This window comes from Rhodopseudomonas palustris BisB18 (assembly GCF_000013745.1).
In the GTDB taxonomy this organism is placed as follows: Bacteria; Pseudomonadota; Alphaproteobacteria; order Rhizobiales; family Xanthobacteraceae; genus Rhodopseudomonas_A; species Rhodopseudomonas_A palustris_F.
Window position 1 is genome coordinate 3,097,469 of sequence record NC_007925.1, and the last position, 16,602, is coordinate 3,114,070.

10 protein-coding genes are annotated in these 16,602 nt (G+C 65.6%); 1 reads left to right on the forward strand and 9 read right to left on the reverse strand.

Annotated features, from left to right (window positions below; all coding sequences use genetic code 11):
- Positions 1–6: 6 nt before the first annotated feature.
- From RPC_RS14290 to RPC_RS14305, 4 genes are all read right to left on the reverse strand, one after another.
- Positions 7–888: an NAD(P)-dependent oxidoreductase gene (locus tag RPC_RS14290; RefSeq protein WP_041802861.1), complete on the reverse strand. Its 882-nt coding sequence runs from the start codon at positions 886–888 to the stop codon at positions 7–9.
- A 14-nt stretch (positions 889–902) separates the two neighbouring features.
- Positions 903–2,034, reverse strand: a protein-coding gene (gene prfB / locus RPC_RS14295; protein ID WP_157043209.1) for a peptide chain release factor 2 whose coding sequence is annotated in 2 segments (ribosomal slippage) — positions 903–1,964 and positions 1,966–2,034 — 1,131 coding nt in all. Because the reading frame shifts where the segments join, the coding sequence is not laid out codon by codon here.
- Between the two features lie 101 nt (positions 2,035–2,135).
- Complete coding sequence (locus RPC_RS14300; RefSeq protein WP_011473296.1) at positions 2,136–4,628, reverse strand: penicillin-binding protein 1A; 2,493 nt, start codon at positions 4,626–4,628, stop codon at positions 2,136–2,138.
- A 168-nt stretch (positions 4,629–4,796) separates the two neighbouring features.
- Positions 4,797–6,092: an N-acetylmuramoyl-L-alanine amidase gene (locus tag RPC_RS14305; protein ID WP_011473297.1), complete on the reverse strand. Its 1,296-nt coding sequence runs from the start codon at positions 6,090–6,092 to the stop codon at positions 4,797–4,799.
- Between the two features lie 692 nt (positions 6,093–6,784).
- On the opposite strand from RPC_RS14305, the gene RPC_RS14310 reads away from it, so the two are divergent.
- On the forward strand, positions 6,785–9,874 hold the full coding sequence (locus RPC_RS14310) for a ribonuclease E/G (RefSeq protein WP_011473298.1): 3,090 nt from the start codon (positions 6,785–6,787) through the stop codon (positions 9,872–9,874).
- Between the two features lie 135 nt (positions 9,875–10,009).
- Here the strand turns inward: RPC_RS14310 and RPC_RS14315 are convergent, their stop codons facing one another.
- The 5 genes from RPC_RS14315 to RPC_RS14335 all read right to left on the reverse strand — a co-directional run bounded on the left by RPC_RS14315 (position 10,010) and on the right by RPC_RS14335 (position 16,378).
- A complete protein-coding gene (locus RPC_RS14315) occupies positions 10,010–10,309 on the reverse strand; it encodes a DUF3325 family protein (RefSeq protein ID WP_011473299.1) in 300 nt (99 codons plus the stop codon).
- Complete coding sequence (locus RPC_RS14320; RefSeq protein WP_049766104.1) at positions 10,306–11,880, reverse strand: PepSY-associated TM helix domain-containing protein; 1,575 nt, start codon at positions 11,878–11,880, stop codon at positions 10,306–10,308. The genes RPC_RS14315 and RPC_RS14320 overlap by 4 nt, the downstream gene beginning before the upstream one ends.
- A 58-nt stretch (positions 11,881–11,938) precedes the next feature.
- Entirely contained in the window at positions 11,939–12,220 is a 282-nt protein-coding gene (locus RPC_RS14325) for a DUF3649 domain-containing protein (RefSeq protein WP_011473301.1), read from the reverse strand.
- Positions 12,221–12,386: 166 nt separating this feature from the next.
- Positions 12,387–14,657 carry a TonB-dependent receptor gene (locus tag RPC_RS14330; RefSeq protein WP_011473302.1) on the reverse strand — a complete coding sequence of 757 codons (2,271 nt, stop codon included), beginning with the start codon at positions 14,655–14,657 and terminating at the stop codon, positions 12,387–12,389.
- 371 nt (positions 14,658–15,028) lie between these two features.
- Positions 15,029–16,378: a dicarboxylate/amino acid:cation symporter gene (locus RPC_RS14335; protein ID WP_011473303.1), complete on the reverse strand. Its 1,350-nt coding sequence runs from the start codon at positions 16,376–16,378 to the stop codon at positions 15,029–15,031.
- Positions 16,379–16,602 lie beyond the last annotated feature (224 nt).

The window sequence follows — 16,602 nt, forward strand, 5'->3', positions numbered from 1 at the left end:
GGACGATCACGCGGTCGATGACTTCGGCCGCGACACCGTCTCGATGATCCGGCCCTCGTCGTCGTCGGGCGCGTGGGCTGTGGCCTTGCCGTAAGCTGCGACGGTCGCGCGAGACACCGGCAGATCCGGCAACAAGCTTTCCGCCAACACCACCGCATAGGCGGCGTCCTTGTGGCGAAGCGCCGCCGTAAACGTCGCGTTGGAAAAATCCCGCGCCACCATGCGCGGCGCATGCTTGATCACTTGCGGGCTCGCGGTGACGCCGCTCTTGATCGAGTCCAGCACCAGCTTCATGTCGAGCCCGGCCTGTTCGGCAATGGCGAGACCTTCGGCGAGACCGGCGATCTGGATCGCGCCCATCAGATTGTTGATCAGCTTGTAGACCGTGCCGGCGCCGACCGGACCGAAATGCCGGATGGTCTCGCCGAGCGGCGCGAGGAACGGCCGCGCGCGTTCGAGATCGGCGGGCTCGGCGCCGACCAGGAGAGTGAGTTTTCCGCTGGCCGCGGCATCCGGCAGCCCGGTGACCGGGCAATCAATATAGACGAGACCACGGCCGCGCAGCTCGCGGCCGAGATCGAGCGCATGCTGATAGGAGACGGTCGAACATTCGATCGCAACCGCGCCCGGTTTCGCCGTCCGCGCGGCGCCGTCCGCGCCGAGCCACACCGTTGTCGAAGCGGCATCGTCCGCCACCATGGTCACGATGGCGTCTGCGCCTTGCGCGGCTTCCGCCGGCGACGCGGCCAAGCGCGCGCCGCGTGCGATCAGTTCATTGGCCTTGGCCTTGCTGCGATTCCACAGCGCGACGCTGAAGCCGGCGTCGAGATAGCGGCCCGCCATGCCTTGCCCCATCCGTCCGAGACCGATGACGGCGACCTGCGGCAAGGCGGCGTGCGTCACTAATCCACGTCCTCGATCGAGGGCGGCGGGGTGCCGAAGGCGCGCTGCGCCAAGGTGGCGCCCATGAACTCGTCGAGATCGCCGTCGAGCACGCCCGCGGTGTCCGAGGTCTGCACGCCGGTGCGCAGGTCCTTCACCATCTGATAGGGCTGCAATACGTAGGAGCGGATCTGGTGGCCCCAGCCGATATCGGTCTTGGCGGCCTGGTCGGCGGCGGCCTGCTCTTCGCGCTTCTTCAATTCGATTTCGTAGAGCCGCGCGCGCAGCATGTCCCAGGCCTGCGCCTTGTTCTTGTGCTGTGAGCGGCCGGCCTGACAGACCACCGCCACGCCGGTCGGGATGTGGGTCAGCCGCACCGCGGATTCGGTCTTGTTGACGTGCTGACCGCCGGCGCCGCCCGAGCGCATGGTGTCGACGCGGACGTCGCTTTCGGCGATGTCGATCTTGATGGTGTTGTCGACCACCGGGAAGATCTGCACCGACGAAAACGAGGTGTGGCGTCGCGCGTTGGAGTCGAACGGCGAGATCCGCACCAGCCGGTGCACGCCGGCCTCGGTCTTCAGCCAGCCATAGGCGTTGTGGCCGGAGATCTGAATCGTCGCGGATTTGATGCCGGCTTCTTCGCCTTGCGTCTCTTCCAGATATTCGATCTTGAAGCCGTGCTTCTCCGCCCAGCGGGTGTACATCCGCAGCAGCATCGAGGCCCAGTCCTGGCTCTCGGTGCCGCCGGCACCGGCGTGGACCTCGAGATAGGAATCGAAGCGGTCGGCTTCGCCGGACAGCAGCGCTTCGAGCTCGCGGCGCGCGACCTCTTTCTTCAGCGCCTTCAGCGCGGCTTCGGCTTCGGCGACCACGCCTTCGTCGTTCTCGGCTTCGCCGAGTTCGATCATGTCGACGTTGTCGGTGAGCTCACGCTCGACCTTGCCGATGCCGCCGAGCGAATCCTCCAGCGAGGTCCGCTCCTGCATCAGTTTCTGGGCTTTCTGGGGATCGTTCCAGAGATTGGGGTCTTCGGCGAGCTTGTTCAGCTCTGCGAGGCGGGCCGTGGATGCATCGACGTCAAAGATGCCTCCTCAGCAGCCCGACTGACTGCTTGATCTCCTCGACGAGTCTTTCGATTTCAGCGCGCATGGAAGCCCTGATGTGCGGCTTGGCCGCAGTTGGAAATTGCGACAGCGGTGTAGCGGCGACTGCGGCAAAGCGCAATCGCCTGAACCACGAATATAGGCCCGCTAGTAGAGCCCGCCGGTGCCGGGGCGCAGGATCGAGCGGTCGGCGTCGGGCGATACGGTCAGCGAACGGCCTTCGGCATCGGCGACGCCGATCACCGAGTAATTGTCCGGCGGCGCGGTGCCGGGCTTGAAGGCTTCCAGGATGGTGCGGCCGCCGTCGCCGGGTCCGGCGCGGGTGCCGGTCTTGGAGTCGACCCGGATCAATTTGATTCCGGCCGGAATGCGGAACGGAATCGCCGGCTTGTCGGCCAGAGCGAGCTTCATGAACTCCTTGGCGACCGGCGCGGCGAGATGGCCGCCGGTACCGCCGCGGCCGAGGTTGCGCGGCTTGTCGTAGCCGACATAGATCCCGACCACGAGGTCCGGTGAGAAGCCGATGAACCAGGCGTCCTTCTCGTCGTTGGTGGTGCCGGTCTTGCCGGCGATCGGCTTGCCGACTTCGCGCATGATGGTCGCGGTGCCGCCCTGCACCACGCCTTCCATCATCGAGGTGATCTGGTAGGCGGTCATGGCGTCGAGCACCTGTTCGCGGCGATCGACCAGTTGCGGCTCGGGCTGGTTCTTCCATCCCTCGGGCGCGTCGCAACCGCGGCATTCGCGGGCGTCGTGCTTGAAGATGGTGCGGCCGTAGCGATCCTGGATGCGGTCGATCAGCGTCGACTTCACCCGGCGCCCGCCATTGGCGAACATCGAATAGGCCGTCACCATCCGCATCACCGTGGTTTCGCCGGCGCCGAGCGCATAGGACAGATAGTTCGGCAGTTCGTCGTAGACCCCGAACCGCTTGGCGTATTCGCCGATCAGCGGCATGCCGACGTCCTGCGCCAGCCGCACCGTCACGGTATTGAGCGAGTGCTTCAGCGCGTTGCGCAGCGTGGTCGGACCGTAATATTTGCCGGTCGAATAGTTCTCCGGACGCCACACCCCGGCGCCCTGGCCCTGGTCGATTTCGATCGGCGCGTCGACCACCACGGTGGACGGCGTATAGCCGTTGTCCATCGCCGCCGAATAGACCAGCGGCTTGAACGACGAGCCGGGCTGCCGATAGGCCTGCGTCGCGCGGTTGAACTGGCTCTGGTCGAACGAGAAGCCGCCGACCATCGCCAGTACCCGGCCGGTCCACGGGTCCATCGCCACCATGGCGCCGGACACTTCGGGCAATTGCCGCAGCCGGAACTGGCCTTCGACCAGGCTGCCGTCCTTGGCGATCAACGGGTCGGCATAGATGATGTCGCCCGGCGACAGCACCTGCGACACCGAGGTGGGCGTGCGACCGCGCTGCGGCCCGGAGGCCGCCCTCGCCCATTTCACCCCGTCGAGCGTGATGATGCCGATCTGGCGATCCTTCAGCACCGCGCCGCCGAGTTCGCGGCCCGGTTGGAATCCGATGCGCGCCGATTGATCGGAGGTCTCCAGCACCACCGCCATCCGCCACGGCGAAATATCCGACAGCGACTTGACGTCGGCGAGCTTGACGCCCCAGTCGCCCGAGATGTCGAGTTTGGCGGTGGCGCCGCGCCAGCCCTGCGCCTCGTCGAAGGTGACGAGGCCGGCGCTCATGGTCTTGCGCGCGATCACCTGCAGCTTCGGATCGAGCGTGGTGCGCACCGACAGCCCGCCTTCATAAAGCTTCTTCTCGCCGTAGCGCTCGAACACGTCGCGGCGGACCTCCTCGGCGAAATATTCGCCGGCGAAGATGTGCGCGGCGTTGGTGCGGTTGGTCACCGCCATCGGGTCCTTGCGCGCCTTGTCGGCATCGGCCTGCTTGATCCAGCCGTTCTCCAGCAGCCGATCGATCACGTAATTGCGCCGCTCGATGGCGCGGTCGCGGTTGCGGATCGGATGCAGCGCCGCCGGCGCCTTCGGCAGCGCCGCCAGATAGGCCGCCTCGGCCACCGTCAGTTCGTTGACCGACTTGTCGAAATACACCAGCGAAGCCGCGGCGACGCCGTAGGCGCCGAGCCCGAGATAGATTTCGTTGAGATACAGTTCGAGGATCTTGTCCTTGGAATAGGCGCGCTCGATGCGCATCGCCAGCAAGGCTTCCTTGATCTTGCGGGTGAACGACACCTCGTTGGTCAAAAGGAAGTTCTTGGCGACCTGCTGGGTGATAGTGGAGGCACCCTGCGGCCTGCGGTTGGAGCCGAAATTCTGCGCGTAGAGAATCGCCGCGCGCGCCATGCCGGAATAGTCGATGCCGCCGTGCTCGTAGAAGTTCTTGTCTTCGGCGGCGAGGAAGGCGTTGATCACCATTTTCGGCACCGCCTGTATCGGCAGATACAGCCGTCGTTCCTTGGAATATTCGCCGAGCAGCGCGCCGTCCGCGGCGTGCACCCTGGTCATCACCGGCGGCTCATAATCCTGCAGCTGCGAATAGTCCGGCAAGTCCTTGGAGTAATGCCAGATCAGCCCGGCGGCCGCGGCCACGCCGACCAGGAACACGATGGTTCCGGCCGCGAACAGGAAGCCCATAAACCGAAACAGCAGCCGCATCAGACGATGTCCGTTCAATCCAAAAGCCGCCTGACGCGGCCAAATCCCGGGATCAAGTCCCGTCAGCCGTTCCCGATCGTACGGCAGGCAATTTTAGACGATTTTGCAAATCGCACGCCGACTTTTTATAGGACAGGCTGTGTCCAAACTAGGGCTTCAGCGCGCTTTTCAGTCCGGTGCGCCGACCGAAACCACCCGCTTGGCGAAGAACGCGTCGACCGCCTGCGCCACCGAGCCGACCGTCCGCGTCCGCCAGTTCTCCGACACCAGCTGTTTCAGGTCGCCCTTGTTGGAGACGTAGCCCAATTCCAGCAACACCGAGGGCACGTCCGGCGCTTTCAACACCTTGAAGCCGGCGGATTTCAGCGGATGTTTGTGCATCCGCGCCGCACTCTTCATTTCGGTCATCAGGATTCGGGCGAATCGATTCGAAAAACCCTTGGTCTCGCGCTGCGCCAGGTCGATCAGAATGTCGGCGACGTCGGTCGGCTCCTCGGTCAGATTGACGCCGCCGATGGCGTCGGCCTTGTTCTCCGATTCGGCCAGCCGTTCGGCCTCGGCGTCGGAGGCACGGTCCGACAGCGTATAGATGGTGGCACCCTGGGCGTCGCCCTCGCCGCGCGGCAGCGCGTCGGCGTGGATCGAGACGAACAACGCCGCGGACTGCGCCCGCGCGATCCGCACCCGTTCACCGAGTGGAATGAAGGTGTCGTCGGTGCGGGTCATCACCACGCGGTATTTGCCGGCCTTTTCGATTCGATCGCGCAGTGCCAGCGCGAAATCCAGCACCAAGGTCTTTTCCGCCTCGCCGCTGGCGGCCTGGGTGCCGTTGTCGATGCCGCCATGGCCGGGGTCGAGCACCACCACCGGCCGGGAATCCAGCGGCGTCACAACTGCCGGTCGCGCCGCGGCCGTAACCGATGCGACAGCGTCGACGCTGCCGACGGCCGGCCGCAGCTCGGGCCGGCTCTCGGCGTCGAGCGATTGCACGAAGGCGGTGCGGTCCACCGCTGCGAGCTCGATCACCAGCCGCGGCGGCTGGCCATTGGCCGCGTCGAGCACATAAGTGGACTCGATCTTCGCCGGGCCGTTCAATTCCAGCACGATCCGCGAGCCGCCCGGCATCACCAAGCCGTAGCGAAACGCCTTGACCAAACCGCGCCCGCTGGTCCCGGCGCCGGCCGGCAGGCGAAAAATGACCTGCGGAATATCGACCACCACCCGGTACGGGTCGGCCAGAGTGAAGACGCGGTGCTGCAGCTTGCTGTCGAGATCGACGATGAACCGGGTCTGCTTGGCGTCGCCGGCCAGCCGGGCATCGGATACAACTGGAAACAGGCTGACGGCCGATGCTGGCGACTCAGCCGGGGCCGAACCGGCGGCGGCGGCGCCCAGGCACAGCAATGCTGCAGCGCACGCGACAAGCGCTCCCAACACAAATTTATGATTTGCGCTGCCCGGCAACGAATCTGGTCTCCCCGCATAGCTGTTTACGGCATTAGAACCGCACGGTTAACCGGAGCTTAATCCGCGACGGCCGATTCCGGTGCGGTGTTGCCGGCCTGCGACGCTTCGCTTGCCACCGTCGTCCATTCGACGTATGTAAAAAGGGCTGACGGTATAACTTACGGTTGTGTCGCGTCCAGCCTCCCGGTGCAACGCCGAATCCTCTCGGATAGTCTCAAGAGGATTCAGTGTCTTCTGCCCCTCCCAAGCCAGCGCAGCGCGCGGCTGAGCAAGAGCGGCGGTTTTCTGCCAGGCGGCTTCCGATCCCCGGTCATTTTCGCTCCAGGGGCGGTACCAGACACTTCACGACCGATTTTCGGCCGCAAGGCCGCGAGAACCCTAGCCGGCGAGCGCTTCGGCGCCGCGCTGGTCCTTCAGCGAAACCAGGCGGCGCCCTTGCCGCCAATCTGATCAGACGGGCCGACGCTTGATGCGCCAGACTGTGTTGCCGACAAGATCCCACGCAAAGGCCGCGCCGCTGCGAAGCAATAGCTTCGCGCGCTGCAACGCCCCGGGCTCAGCGTCGGCGCGGCGCTCCGGGTTGCGTTTCGGCCTTCCCCTCACCCCCGAATCAGGTGGACCATCGCGTCACCCGGCCGCGCTCCGCGCGCGTGTCGTCATGCGCGCAGGCCGCCGTCAAGAGTTCAGAAATGCCCAACAAAATGTTGATCGACGCCACCCATCCGGAAGAGACCCGGGTGGTCGTGGTTCGCGGCAATCGCGTCGAAGAGTTTGATTTCGAGACCGCCCAGCGCAAACAACTGCGCGGCAACATCTACCTCGCCAAGGTCACCCGGGTGGAGCCGTCGTTGCAGGCGGCATTCATCGAATACGGCGGCAACCGCCACGGCTTCCTGGCGTTCAGCGAAATCCACCCGGATTATTATCAGATCCCGGTCGCCGACCGGCTGGCGCTGATCGAGGCCGACGAACGCGCCCACCGCGAAGCCGAGGAAGAAAGCGAGAACCGCTCCAACCGCCGCCGCCCCCGGCATCGCAATTCGCGCCGCCGCGGCAATGGCGAGCGGGTGCAGAGCGACGTGATCGACGCCGTCGCGACCGATGGCGCGCAGTCCGAGGATCACGAGCACGGCCATCCCGATCAGCAGCAACCGGATCAGGCCGCCGCCGGAACCGAGCCGCCGCATGGCGAGGATCACGCCGAGCAGCCGTACGAGCATCACGAGGCCCCCGACAGCGCGAGCGGCGACGATCAGCCGCGCGCCGTCGACACCGCGGCGCACGACTTTGCGGCCGACGCTCCCGCGGCGGAATTCGATCCCGCCACGGCGATTGCGCCGGTGGTTCCAGATGCCGACGCCGAAGATGACGGCTACGTCGAGGACGCGCCGTTCCCGATCGAGCCGCCGCAGGCCGTCCGGGTCGACGGCGACCACGACCTCGTGGCCGATCTCGACGTCGCTCTGCCGGCCGCGCTGGACGAGCATCACGACGACGCCGACGAGGATGATGACGAAGACGACGGCGAAGAAGCCGAAGAAGACATCGTCGAGTCGGTCGGCGGCGACGACGTGCTGGAAGAAGTTCCGGAGCGCGCCTTCCGGCCGCGCCGGCAATACAAGATCCAAGAGGTCATCAAGCGCCGCCAGGTGATGCTGGTGCAGGTGGTCAAGGAAGAACGCGGCAACAAGGGCGCGGCACTCACCACCTATCTGTCGCTGGCCGGCCGCTATGCCGTATTGATGCCGAACACCGCGCGCGGCGGCGGCATCAGCCGCAAGATCACCTCGGCGCAGGATCGCTCCCGGCTGAAGGAAGTGGTGCAGGATCTCGACGTGCCGGAAGGCATGGGCATCATCCTGCGCACCGCCGGCGCCTCGCGCACCAAGCCGGAGATCAAGCGCGACTTCGAATATCTGATCCGGATGTGGGAAACCGTCCGCGACATGACGCTGAAGTCGCAGGCGCCGACGCTGGTTTACGAGGAAGGCTCGCTGATCAAGCGCTCGCTGCGCGACCTCTATAATAAGGAGATCGACGAGATCCAGGTCGCCGGCGAAGCCGGCTATCAGGAAGCCCGCGACTTCATGCAGATGCTGATGCCGTCCAACGTCCGGGCGGTGAAGCAGTATCGCGACGGCCAGCCGCTGTTCTCGCGGATGGGGGTCGAGAGCCAGCTCGATGCGATGTTCTCGCCGACCGTGCAACTGCGCTCCGGCGGCTACATCGTCATCAACCAGACCGAAGCGCTGGTCTCGATCGACGTCAACTCCGGGCGCTCGACCCGCGAGCACCATATCGAAGACACCGCGCTGAAGACCAACATCGAGGCCGCCGAGGAGGTCGCAAGGCAGCTTCGCTTGCGCGATCTCGCCGGCCTGATCGTGATCGACTTCATCGACATGGAGGAGAAGCGCAACAACCGCGCGGTCGAACGCAAGATCAGCGATTGCCTGCGGCAGGACCGCGCGCGGATCCAGATCGGCCGGATCTCGCATTTCGGCCTGTTGGAGATGTCGCGGCAGCGCATCCGCGCCAGCGTGCTGGAGAGCTCGACCGAGCCCTGCCCGCATTGCGGCGGAAGCGGCCACGTCCGTTCGGTGGCATCGGTGGCGCTGCAATTGCTGCGCGGCCTGGAAGAAATCCTGATGAAGGGCGCCACGCACAATCTGATCGTGCGCACCCGCAACGACGTCGCGCTCTACGTGCTGAACCACAAGCGCGGCCATCTGCGCGATCTGGAAGACAGTTTCCGGGTGTCGCTGACGGTGATCGCCGATCCGACCGTGACCGGGCAGCAGTCCTTCGTCATCGATCGCGGCGAGCAGGTGCACACGCTGGAAGCCGCCAAGGCGTTGCTGGCGGCGCAGGTCGCAGCCTTCCCGCCGCAGCCCGACGAACCGTATGACGACGACGACCAGTTCGAATTCGAAGCCGAAATCGAAACCGACGAGACCGTCGGTCTGGCCGACGATCAGCAAGGTGCCGAACCCGGCGAAACCGAAGCCGAAGCCGAGGTGCGCAAGCGCAAGCGGCGGCGGCGGCGGCGCGGCCGTGCCGGCGAGGCGCGCGAAGGCGCTCCGCTGCGCGACGAAGCCGATGCTGGTGCGGCGCCTGTCGGTGCCGTCGAGCAGATCGAAGGCGCCGAACTGGCTGAGAGCGATGAAGGCGACGAGGGTGCCGAGAGCGACGGCGAGGCTCGTCTCGAACAAGGCCCGGATGGCGAACGGCGGCCGCGGCGACGCGGTCGGCGCGGCGGTCGGCGTCGGCGCGGCGGTCCCGAGGACGGCTTGCCCGGCTCGATCACCGACGATCTGGGCTTCCCGGCGGACTCCGAATTGACGCTAGCGGTCGGCGATCTCGATGGCCCGGCGCCGGATCCGGTCGGCGAGCCGCAACCGCAGCAGTATTCCGCGCCCGAGCCCAGCGCCGAGCCGGAGCAACCGGCTGCGGTCAGTGAGGCCCCGGCTTCGGACGCGGTTCAGGAAACCCGTAGCGAGCCGGTGCCTGAAGCGCCTGCCGAGACCGAGCGATCGGTGCGGCGGCGCTCCACGGTCCGCGAAAAGGTCAGCTTCGGCCACGAGGCGCCGGCTGTCGCCGAAACTCAGACGGTGCCCGAGGCGGAGCCGCAAGCTGCCGCCCCGGCGCCCGTCGAAGCCGCCGGCAGTGAAGCCTCTCCGGCTGAGCAACCGACGCCCGACGCAAGCGCCGTCCCCGAAGCCGCGACGCAGCCGCGACGCGCCGGATGGTGGTCCCGCCGGTTCGGCGGCGGCGAATAAGCTCAGGCGCAACGCAAACGACACAGACCGCCCGGTAAACCCGGGCGGTTTTTGTTTGAGTCCCGTCGCGACAGAAACATCGAGGCCGCGCTTGCTGTGACGACCGTCTTCGGCGCGCCGCGGCCCGCGGCTTGACTAGCGGTGCGGCAACGAACGGTGATGAATTCTCGCATAGGCGATCAGTGCGCAATACGCGATGCCGGCAGCTAGACTGCTATGGCCGCTGAACATCACCAGGCCGTGGTCCCAGCCATGTCTGGCGATAAGGAGGCCGAGCGCAGCGATGAGAGCGCCAGCGCCGGCGGCACGAAACATGGACGTCGCGGCCAGCGGCAGCGCCCTGCCGACCAGGTCGCGCTGCTGTCGAAGCGTCGAAAATGCCAACGCAACAAATCCAGCCACGCATAACGCAGCCGCGACCAGATGACCCATCATGCTCCCGCCCCGGGCATCGCGCTGACGCCAGCCTTCGGATGGCTGTTGCACCGCGGCCCAACATTGCTCCGCCGCCGGGCCACGCCGATCGCGACCACCGCATGCAACGCCGCCAGCGCCCAGCACATCAGATCGATGCCGACGAACACCCGGTCGCCCGCCACCAGGCTGTGCCAGAGCGGACGCTGCGTGGTCAGCGCATTGAGCAGCGGCAAGAAGAACAACAGCACCGATGCGAGCCATAGCTGTTCGATCCACGCCGACCGGGCCGGCCGCAGCACGGCGTGTAGCAGCGCCAGCGCCCAAACCACGAAGAAGACGTCGATCTCCAGGCCGGCGCGGCCCTGCAACGCAACTGGCAGCAGGCGGTTGCCCCACAGAAATGCGGCCATCGCGATCGACAGACCCGCGATGCTCGCAATGTTCAGCCGCTCCACCAGCCGGAAACCAAAATGCGGGCGGTCCGGATCCGGCAGCTTTTGTCGCCGCTTGACCGTCCACATCACCAGCCCGGTGCCGACCATGGCCGTCCCCATGAAGCTGACGAGAAAATACAGCCAGCGCGTCGCGGTGTCGCCGAAGCGTGCCAGGTGCAGCGCGTAGAGCACGCCGCGCGTCTCGGCCGCCGCGCCGACCTGGTCGTGCACCGCAAGTAATCGGCCGCTGGCCCCGTCGAACTCGATGTATTGCGGGCTCATCGAGACGCGGCCGGCATCGCTTCGAGTCACCGCCACACGCGCAGCCGCATCTTTGGGATTGACGGCGTTGACGCGCCCGACGCTGCCGCGGCCCCAGCGTTGCTCGGCCTGCCGCACCATGTCTTCGACCGAGGCCAACGGCGCATTCTGCCCGCTCGGTTGGCCGGGCTGGATGAAAGCACTGAGCTGCGCGGTCAGTTGCTGGCGCTCGGCCGGGGTCGTGAATGCCGCGCGGTCGCCCCAGGGCATGTAGAGCGCCATCAAGGTCACCAGCCCGGTGTAGGTGATCATCAGATGGAACGGCAGCCCGAACACCGACAGCGCATTATGCGCATCGAGCCAGGAGCGCTGCCCCTTGCCCCAGCGGAAGGTGAAGAAATCGACGAAGATCTTCTTGTGAGTGATGACGCCGGCGATGATGGCCACCAGCATCACCATCGCCGCCGCTCCCGCAAGCCACCTGCCCCACAGCACCGGCATGTAGTGGAACTGGAAGTGGAAGCGATAGAAGAAGTCGCCGCCCTGGGTGTCGCGCGACGAAACGCGCTGACCGGTCGCGGGATCGAAGTGGGCTTCAGCGAAGCCGCGCCGGCCGCGATCGCGCGTCGGTTCGCGCCAGAACGCAAAGACGCTGTTGTTACGCGCGTCGGGCAGACGCAGACTCCATTGCGAGGTCCCGGCCGCAATCCTGCCGACCTCGTCGGCGACCCGCTGCGCCACCGCCGCCGGATCGGGAAGTTGCGACAGCCGCGGCAATTCCGGTCGCATCCATTGCGACAACTCGTCCTTGAAATAAGACACCGTGCCGGTCAGGAACATCGCATAGAGAATCCAGCCGAGCAGCAGGCCGGTCCAGGTGTGCAGGCTGGACATGCTCTGCCGGACGCCGGGGCGTCGCTGATCATGGTCCGCTGTCACGCGCCGGCCCTCATCAGGACACAGCCCAGGCCAGCGGCAACAGCGCCGCGGCGACGATGGCGAGACCGCTCCAGGCCTTCCATGCGCTACGCACGGCGAACACCCAGATCACGGCGCCGGCGTAGATTGCAAAGCTCGCCAGTTGTCCGGTCAGCACCGCCTGGGGCTTACTCATCGGCAGCGCCAGCACGGCGACGCTCAGAAGCGCGGCCAGCGCATAGCCGCCGAACAGCGCGGCGACGATCCGCGAGATCAGCGGGCCTTGCGAACGAACCCGATCGGCCAGCGTCTTCATTTGCCCGGAAGTGCCGGCTTGTCGCTTCGTCCGGCCCCGAGCAGGTCCGCCGCGGCAAAGCAGAACGTCGTCATGTCAGACACCCCTGATTAACCTCCGACCGAAAACGCCACCATGCCCGCGCCGCGCGCGGGCATGGCAAGCCGATGAGAGCCGACGGCTTCGATTAGAAATCGAAAGCCGCGGAGACGATGTAGGTGCGCGGGGCTCCCACCGTCACGTAGGTGCCGGTGGTCAGCCAGTAGTCCTTGTCGAACAGGTTCTCGATATTGGCGCGGAAGGTGACGGGCTTGCCGTTGATCGCGGTGGTGTAGCGCGCGCCGACGTCGACCCGGGTCCAATCCGGGAAGCGCACGGTGTTGGCGGTCGTGAGATAGGAACCCGACGTGTAGATCACGCGACCGTTCAGTGCGAGCCCGCTCACCCACGGCGTATCCCAGTCGAGCCCGGCGGAGAACGTCTTGTCGGCAACGCCGGCTGCGTCGTTGCCGCGTTGAGCCGGATTGCTCGGATTGGTCAGTTCGGGCTTCAGGAAGGTGGCGCTGGCCATGCCGCGCAGGTTCGGCAAAATCAGGCCATAGGCGGAGAATTCCACGCCGCGGTTGCGCTGTTCGCCATCGTAGGCCAGTTCGTTGGACGCCGTGGTGATCGAACTCGGCCGCTTGATCTGAAACACCGCCGCGGTGGTGGTTATGGTGCCCCAATCGACCTTTACGCCGGCTTCTTGCTGTTCGGATTTGTACGGCGCGAGCACGGCACCGGTGTTGGCATAGCCGGCGCCGACGATGGTGCCGCGGGTCAGCCCCTCGGCGTAGTTCGCATAGAGCGAGACGTTCCGCCAAGGCTTGACGACGATGCCGGCGAGCGGCGTTGTCGCGCTGGCGTCGTAGCCGCTGGTCAAGGCGCCGCTGCTGGTGCTGAAGCTATCCACCTTCACGTCTTGCTGGCGGACGCCGAGGGTCAGTAGCACCGCGTCGTTCAGAAGCGACATCGTGTCGACGATCGCCGCGCTGGTCAGCGTCGTGTCGGAGGAATGCCGTGGCGCGGTGCGCGTCGCGGCGATCGCCGCCAGCGGCGACGGATTGTAGATGTTGGAGGCCGTCGTGGTTGCACCTTGAATGTAGGCGTTGCCGGCTTCCTGGAAGAAACCGGTATAGGCGACGTTGAGCTTATGGCTGATGAAGCCGGTGTCGAATTGCGAGCGGAGTCCCACATTGCCGCTGACGGTCTTGGTGTAGGAGTCGTAATAAGTATTGCGGACGGTGAAATTGCCGAGCGCATCGACGGCGGTCGTGGACACCGGGAAGGTCTGATTGTTACTGCCTTCGCGATAGCCGACGCCGGCATAGGCGGTCAGCGCGTTGGTTAGATCGTATTCGAGGGCACTCGCGACCGTATTGTCCTTCTGCCGCAGCGTTGTTCCGGGGTACCAATTGCTTCGCGCATCGGGCGGCGCCGGGATGGCGGTGGCAAGCGCCGACAGGCTGATCTGCGGCCGGAAATTGTCGGTGTTGTCGTTCTGCGAAAACAAATCCAGCGTCCAGCGCAGGCGATCCCCGCGATAGTCGATCGCCAACGCTCCGAGACCGGACTGCACGTTGCCGTCGTCGATCGAGGCCTCGCCGTTGCGTCCGACGCCGTTGAAGCGAACGCCCCACTCCTTGCGGTCGCCGAACCGCTTGCTGGTCTCCAGATGCAGGCCGTAATTGGCGGTACTCATGAAGAACGGCGTCAGCCGCGCAAAGTCCTGGTCGGTCGCGCGCTTGGTGACGATGTTGATGCCGCCGCCGATGCTGCCGCTCGGCGCGATACCGTTGATCAGCGCGCCGGGCCCCTTCAACAGCTCAATCCGTTCGATGACCTCGGCCGGCACACGCTGCGAGGACACCAGCCCGTACAGACCGTTGAAACCGATGTCGGATGCGGAAACCGCGAACCCGCGAATGATGAAGGTGTCGTCGAACCCGTTGGCGCCGGTGGTGGTCCGCACCGACGAATCGTTGATCAGGGTGTCCGCCGCGGTGCGCGCCTGCTGATCCTCGATCAATTTCGACGTGTAGTTGACCGCGCTGAAAGGCACGTTCATCACGCTGGTCGAGCCGAGCAGGCCGAGCGTGCCGCCCTGCGCCACTTGGCCGCCCGCATAGGCGGGCGCCGGCGCGCCGATCGTCCGGGTGGTTCCCATCGTCGGTGGCGCCGTCTGTTCGCGCGCAGCTTCGGCAGCCGGCGGTGGCGCGACGCGGGCCGCGCGGCGAACCGCGGGCCGCGCGACGGGCTTTGCCTGTTTCGGCGCACGAACCGCGATCTGCGGCAAGTCCTGCGATGCTGCGGTCTGCGCTGAGCTCTGAGAAGCGCCCGCGCCGAACAAGCCCAACGATACAACGCTTGTCGTCACGCCAACATACCAACGGTTGTTATTGTTTTTGAAGTAACTCACCAAAGCCCCCAGTTCACCAGTTGGTGTCTGCGTAGGGAAACGACGATGCGGAAGCAACGGTGTCGATTTAGAATTGCTTGACGTTTGCAAGAGGGGTCGGTCTGCAACTCCTCGCGGCACGATGGATGAAGCTTCAGCATTCGTTGCCGACAACAACGGCACATCACGTCTCGGCTTGTTACTAACTGTTGCCGCACCACGTCCGCCATGCGAACACGCGCGCAGAGCGTGCACGGTGGCGCGAACGTCAGCTCGTGGACACGGGACGTCGCGGCGCCCGTAGACAAAAAAACCGCCCGGCACAGCTGGGCGGTTTTCGTTTGATGGAGGATTGCGCGGCCCGCGCTCCGGCGCGCGAGCCGTCGGCCGACTTAGCCGGTGGTGACCGCGGTCTCGATATCTGACGGATCGATGGTCTTGTTCAGCGCCGCCGCCAGCTTGTCGTGATCGAGTTCATTCTCCCACCACGACACGAACACCGTGGCTACGCCGTTGCCGGTGATGTTGGTGAGTGCGCGCACCTCGCTCATGAACTTGTCGACCGAGAACACGATCGCCATGCCGGGCACCAGCGCCGGGTTGACCACCGACAGCGTCGCGGCGAGCGTGATGAAGCCGGCGCCCGAGACGCCGCTGGCGCCCTTCGAGGTCAGCATCGCCACCAACAGGATGGTGAGCTGTTCGGTCCAGGTCAGGTCGACGCCGAGCGCTTGCGCGATGAACAGCGTCGCCAGCGTCATGTAGATGTTGGTGCCGTCCAGATTGAACGAATAGCCGGTCGGAACCACCAGGCCCACCACCGACTTCGAACAGCCGAGCCGCTCCAGCTTCTCCATCAGCTGCGGCAGCGCGCTTTCCGAGGAGCTGGTGCCGAGCACGATCAGCAATTCATCCTTGATGTACTTCAGGAACTTGAAGATGTTGAAGCCGACGATCTTGGCGATCAGGCCGAGCACCAGCACCACGAACAGCGCCGCGGTGATGTAGAACACCGCGATCAGGCCGATCAGGTTGCCGAGCGCCGCCGGGCCGAACTTGCCGATGGTGAACGCCATCGCGCCGAACGCGCCGACCGGCGCCGCCTTCATCACGATGGCGATCACGCCGAACACCGCATGCGAGGCGTCGTCGATGACGTCGCGCAGCCGATGGCCGCGCTCGCCCAGCGTCATCAGCGCGAAGCCGAACAGGATCGCGAACAGCAGCACCTGCAGGATGTCGCCTTTGGCGAAGGCGCCGACCACGCTGTCGGGAATGATATTGAGCACGAAGTCGACCGAATGCTGCGCCTCGGCCTGCTTGACGTATTTGGAAACCGCGGCGGCGTCGCCGGTCGCCCCCAGCCCATGGCCGATCTGCACGACGTTGCCGACGACCAGGCCGATCAGCAGCGCGAACGACGACACCACCTCGAAATACAGCAGCGCCTTGACGCCGACCCGGCCGACCTTGCGGGCGTCCTGGATGTGCGCGATGCCGGACACCACGGTGCAGAAGATGATCGGCGCGATCACCATCTTGATCAATTTGACGAAGCCGTCGCCGAGCGCCTTGACCCATTCGTTGGTCGCGATATGCGGCGACAACCAGCCGAGCAGCACGCCGAGCACGATGGCAACCAGCACTTGCAGATAGAGCAGCTTGTACCAGGGTTTTCTGGCCGCCGGCGGCTTTGACTTGGCCGATGGCACGGGCCCGAAACTCTCAGTCAACGCCGACATGGGCATTCTCTCCGGATTGATCCAAGGATGTGCCTGTCATTGTTGGACGCTTGCGCTCCGTCGACCCCAGGCAAGTTCGATCGGCAGAGCGTCACAGAGCGGCGACGACGCCGCGAACAATTCGGATGGCCGGATCAAAGTCGCCAGCGCAGCATCATTTCCTTTCGCGCCCGAGGGCGCGGCTGAAACGATCGGCATGGGAATTCTCCGGGAAGGAAATTATC

What these genes read in the sequence shown, in the direction of transcription:
- RPC_RS14300 (WP_011473296.1), bottom strand. Translation starts at nt 4,628, where the DNA reads ATGCGGCTGCTGTTTCGGTTTATGGGCTTCCTGTTCGCGGCCGGAACC.
- RPC_RS14310 (WP_011473298.1), top strand. Translation starts at nt 6,785, where the DNA reads ATGCCCAACAAAATGTTGATCGACGCCACCCATCCGGAAGAGACCCGG.
- RPC_RS14315 (WP_011473299.1), bottom strand. Translation starts at nt 10,309, where the DNA reads ATGATGGGTCATCTGGTCGCGGCTGCGTTATGCGTGGCTGGATTTGTT.
- RPC_RS14320 (WP_049766104.1), bottom strand. Translation starts at nt 11,880, where the DNA reads ATGTCCAGCCTGCACACCTGGACCGGCCTGCTGCTCGGCTGGATTCTC.
- RPC_RS14325 (WP_011473301.1), bottom strand. Translation starts at nt 12,220, where the DNA reads ATGAAGACGCTGGCCGATCGGGTTCGTTCGCAAGGCCCGCTGATCTCG.
- RPC_RS14335 (WP_011473303.1), bottom strand. Translation starts at nt 16,378, where the DNA reads ATGTCGGCGTTGACTGAGAGTTTCGGGCCCGTGCCATCGGCCAAGTCA.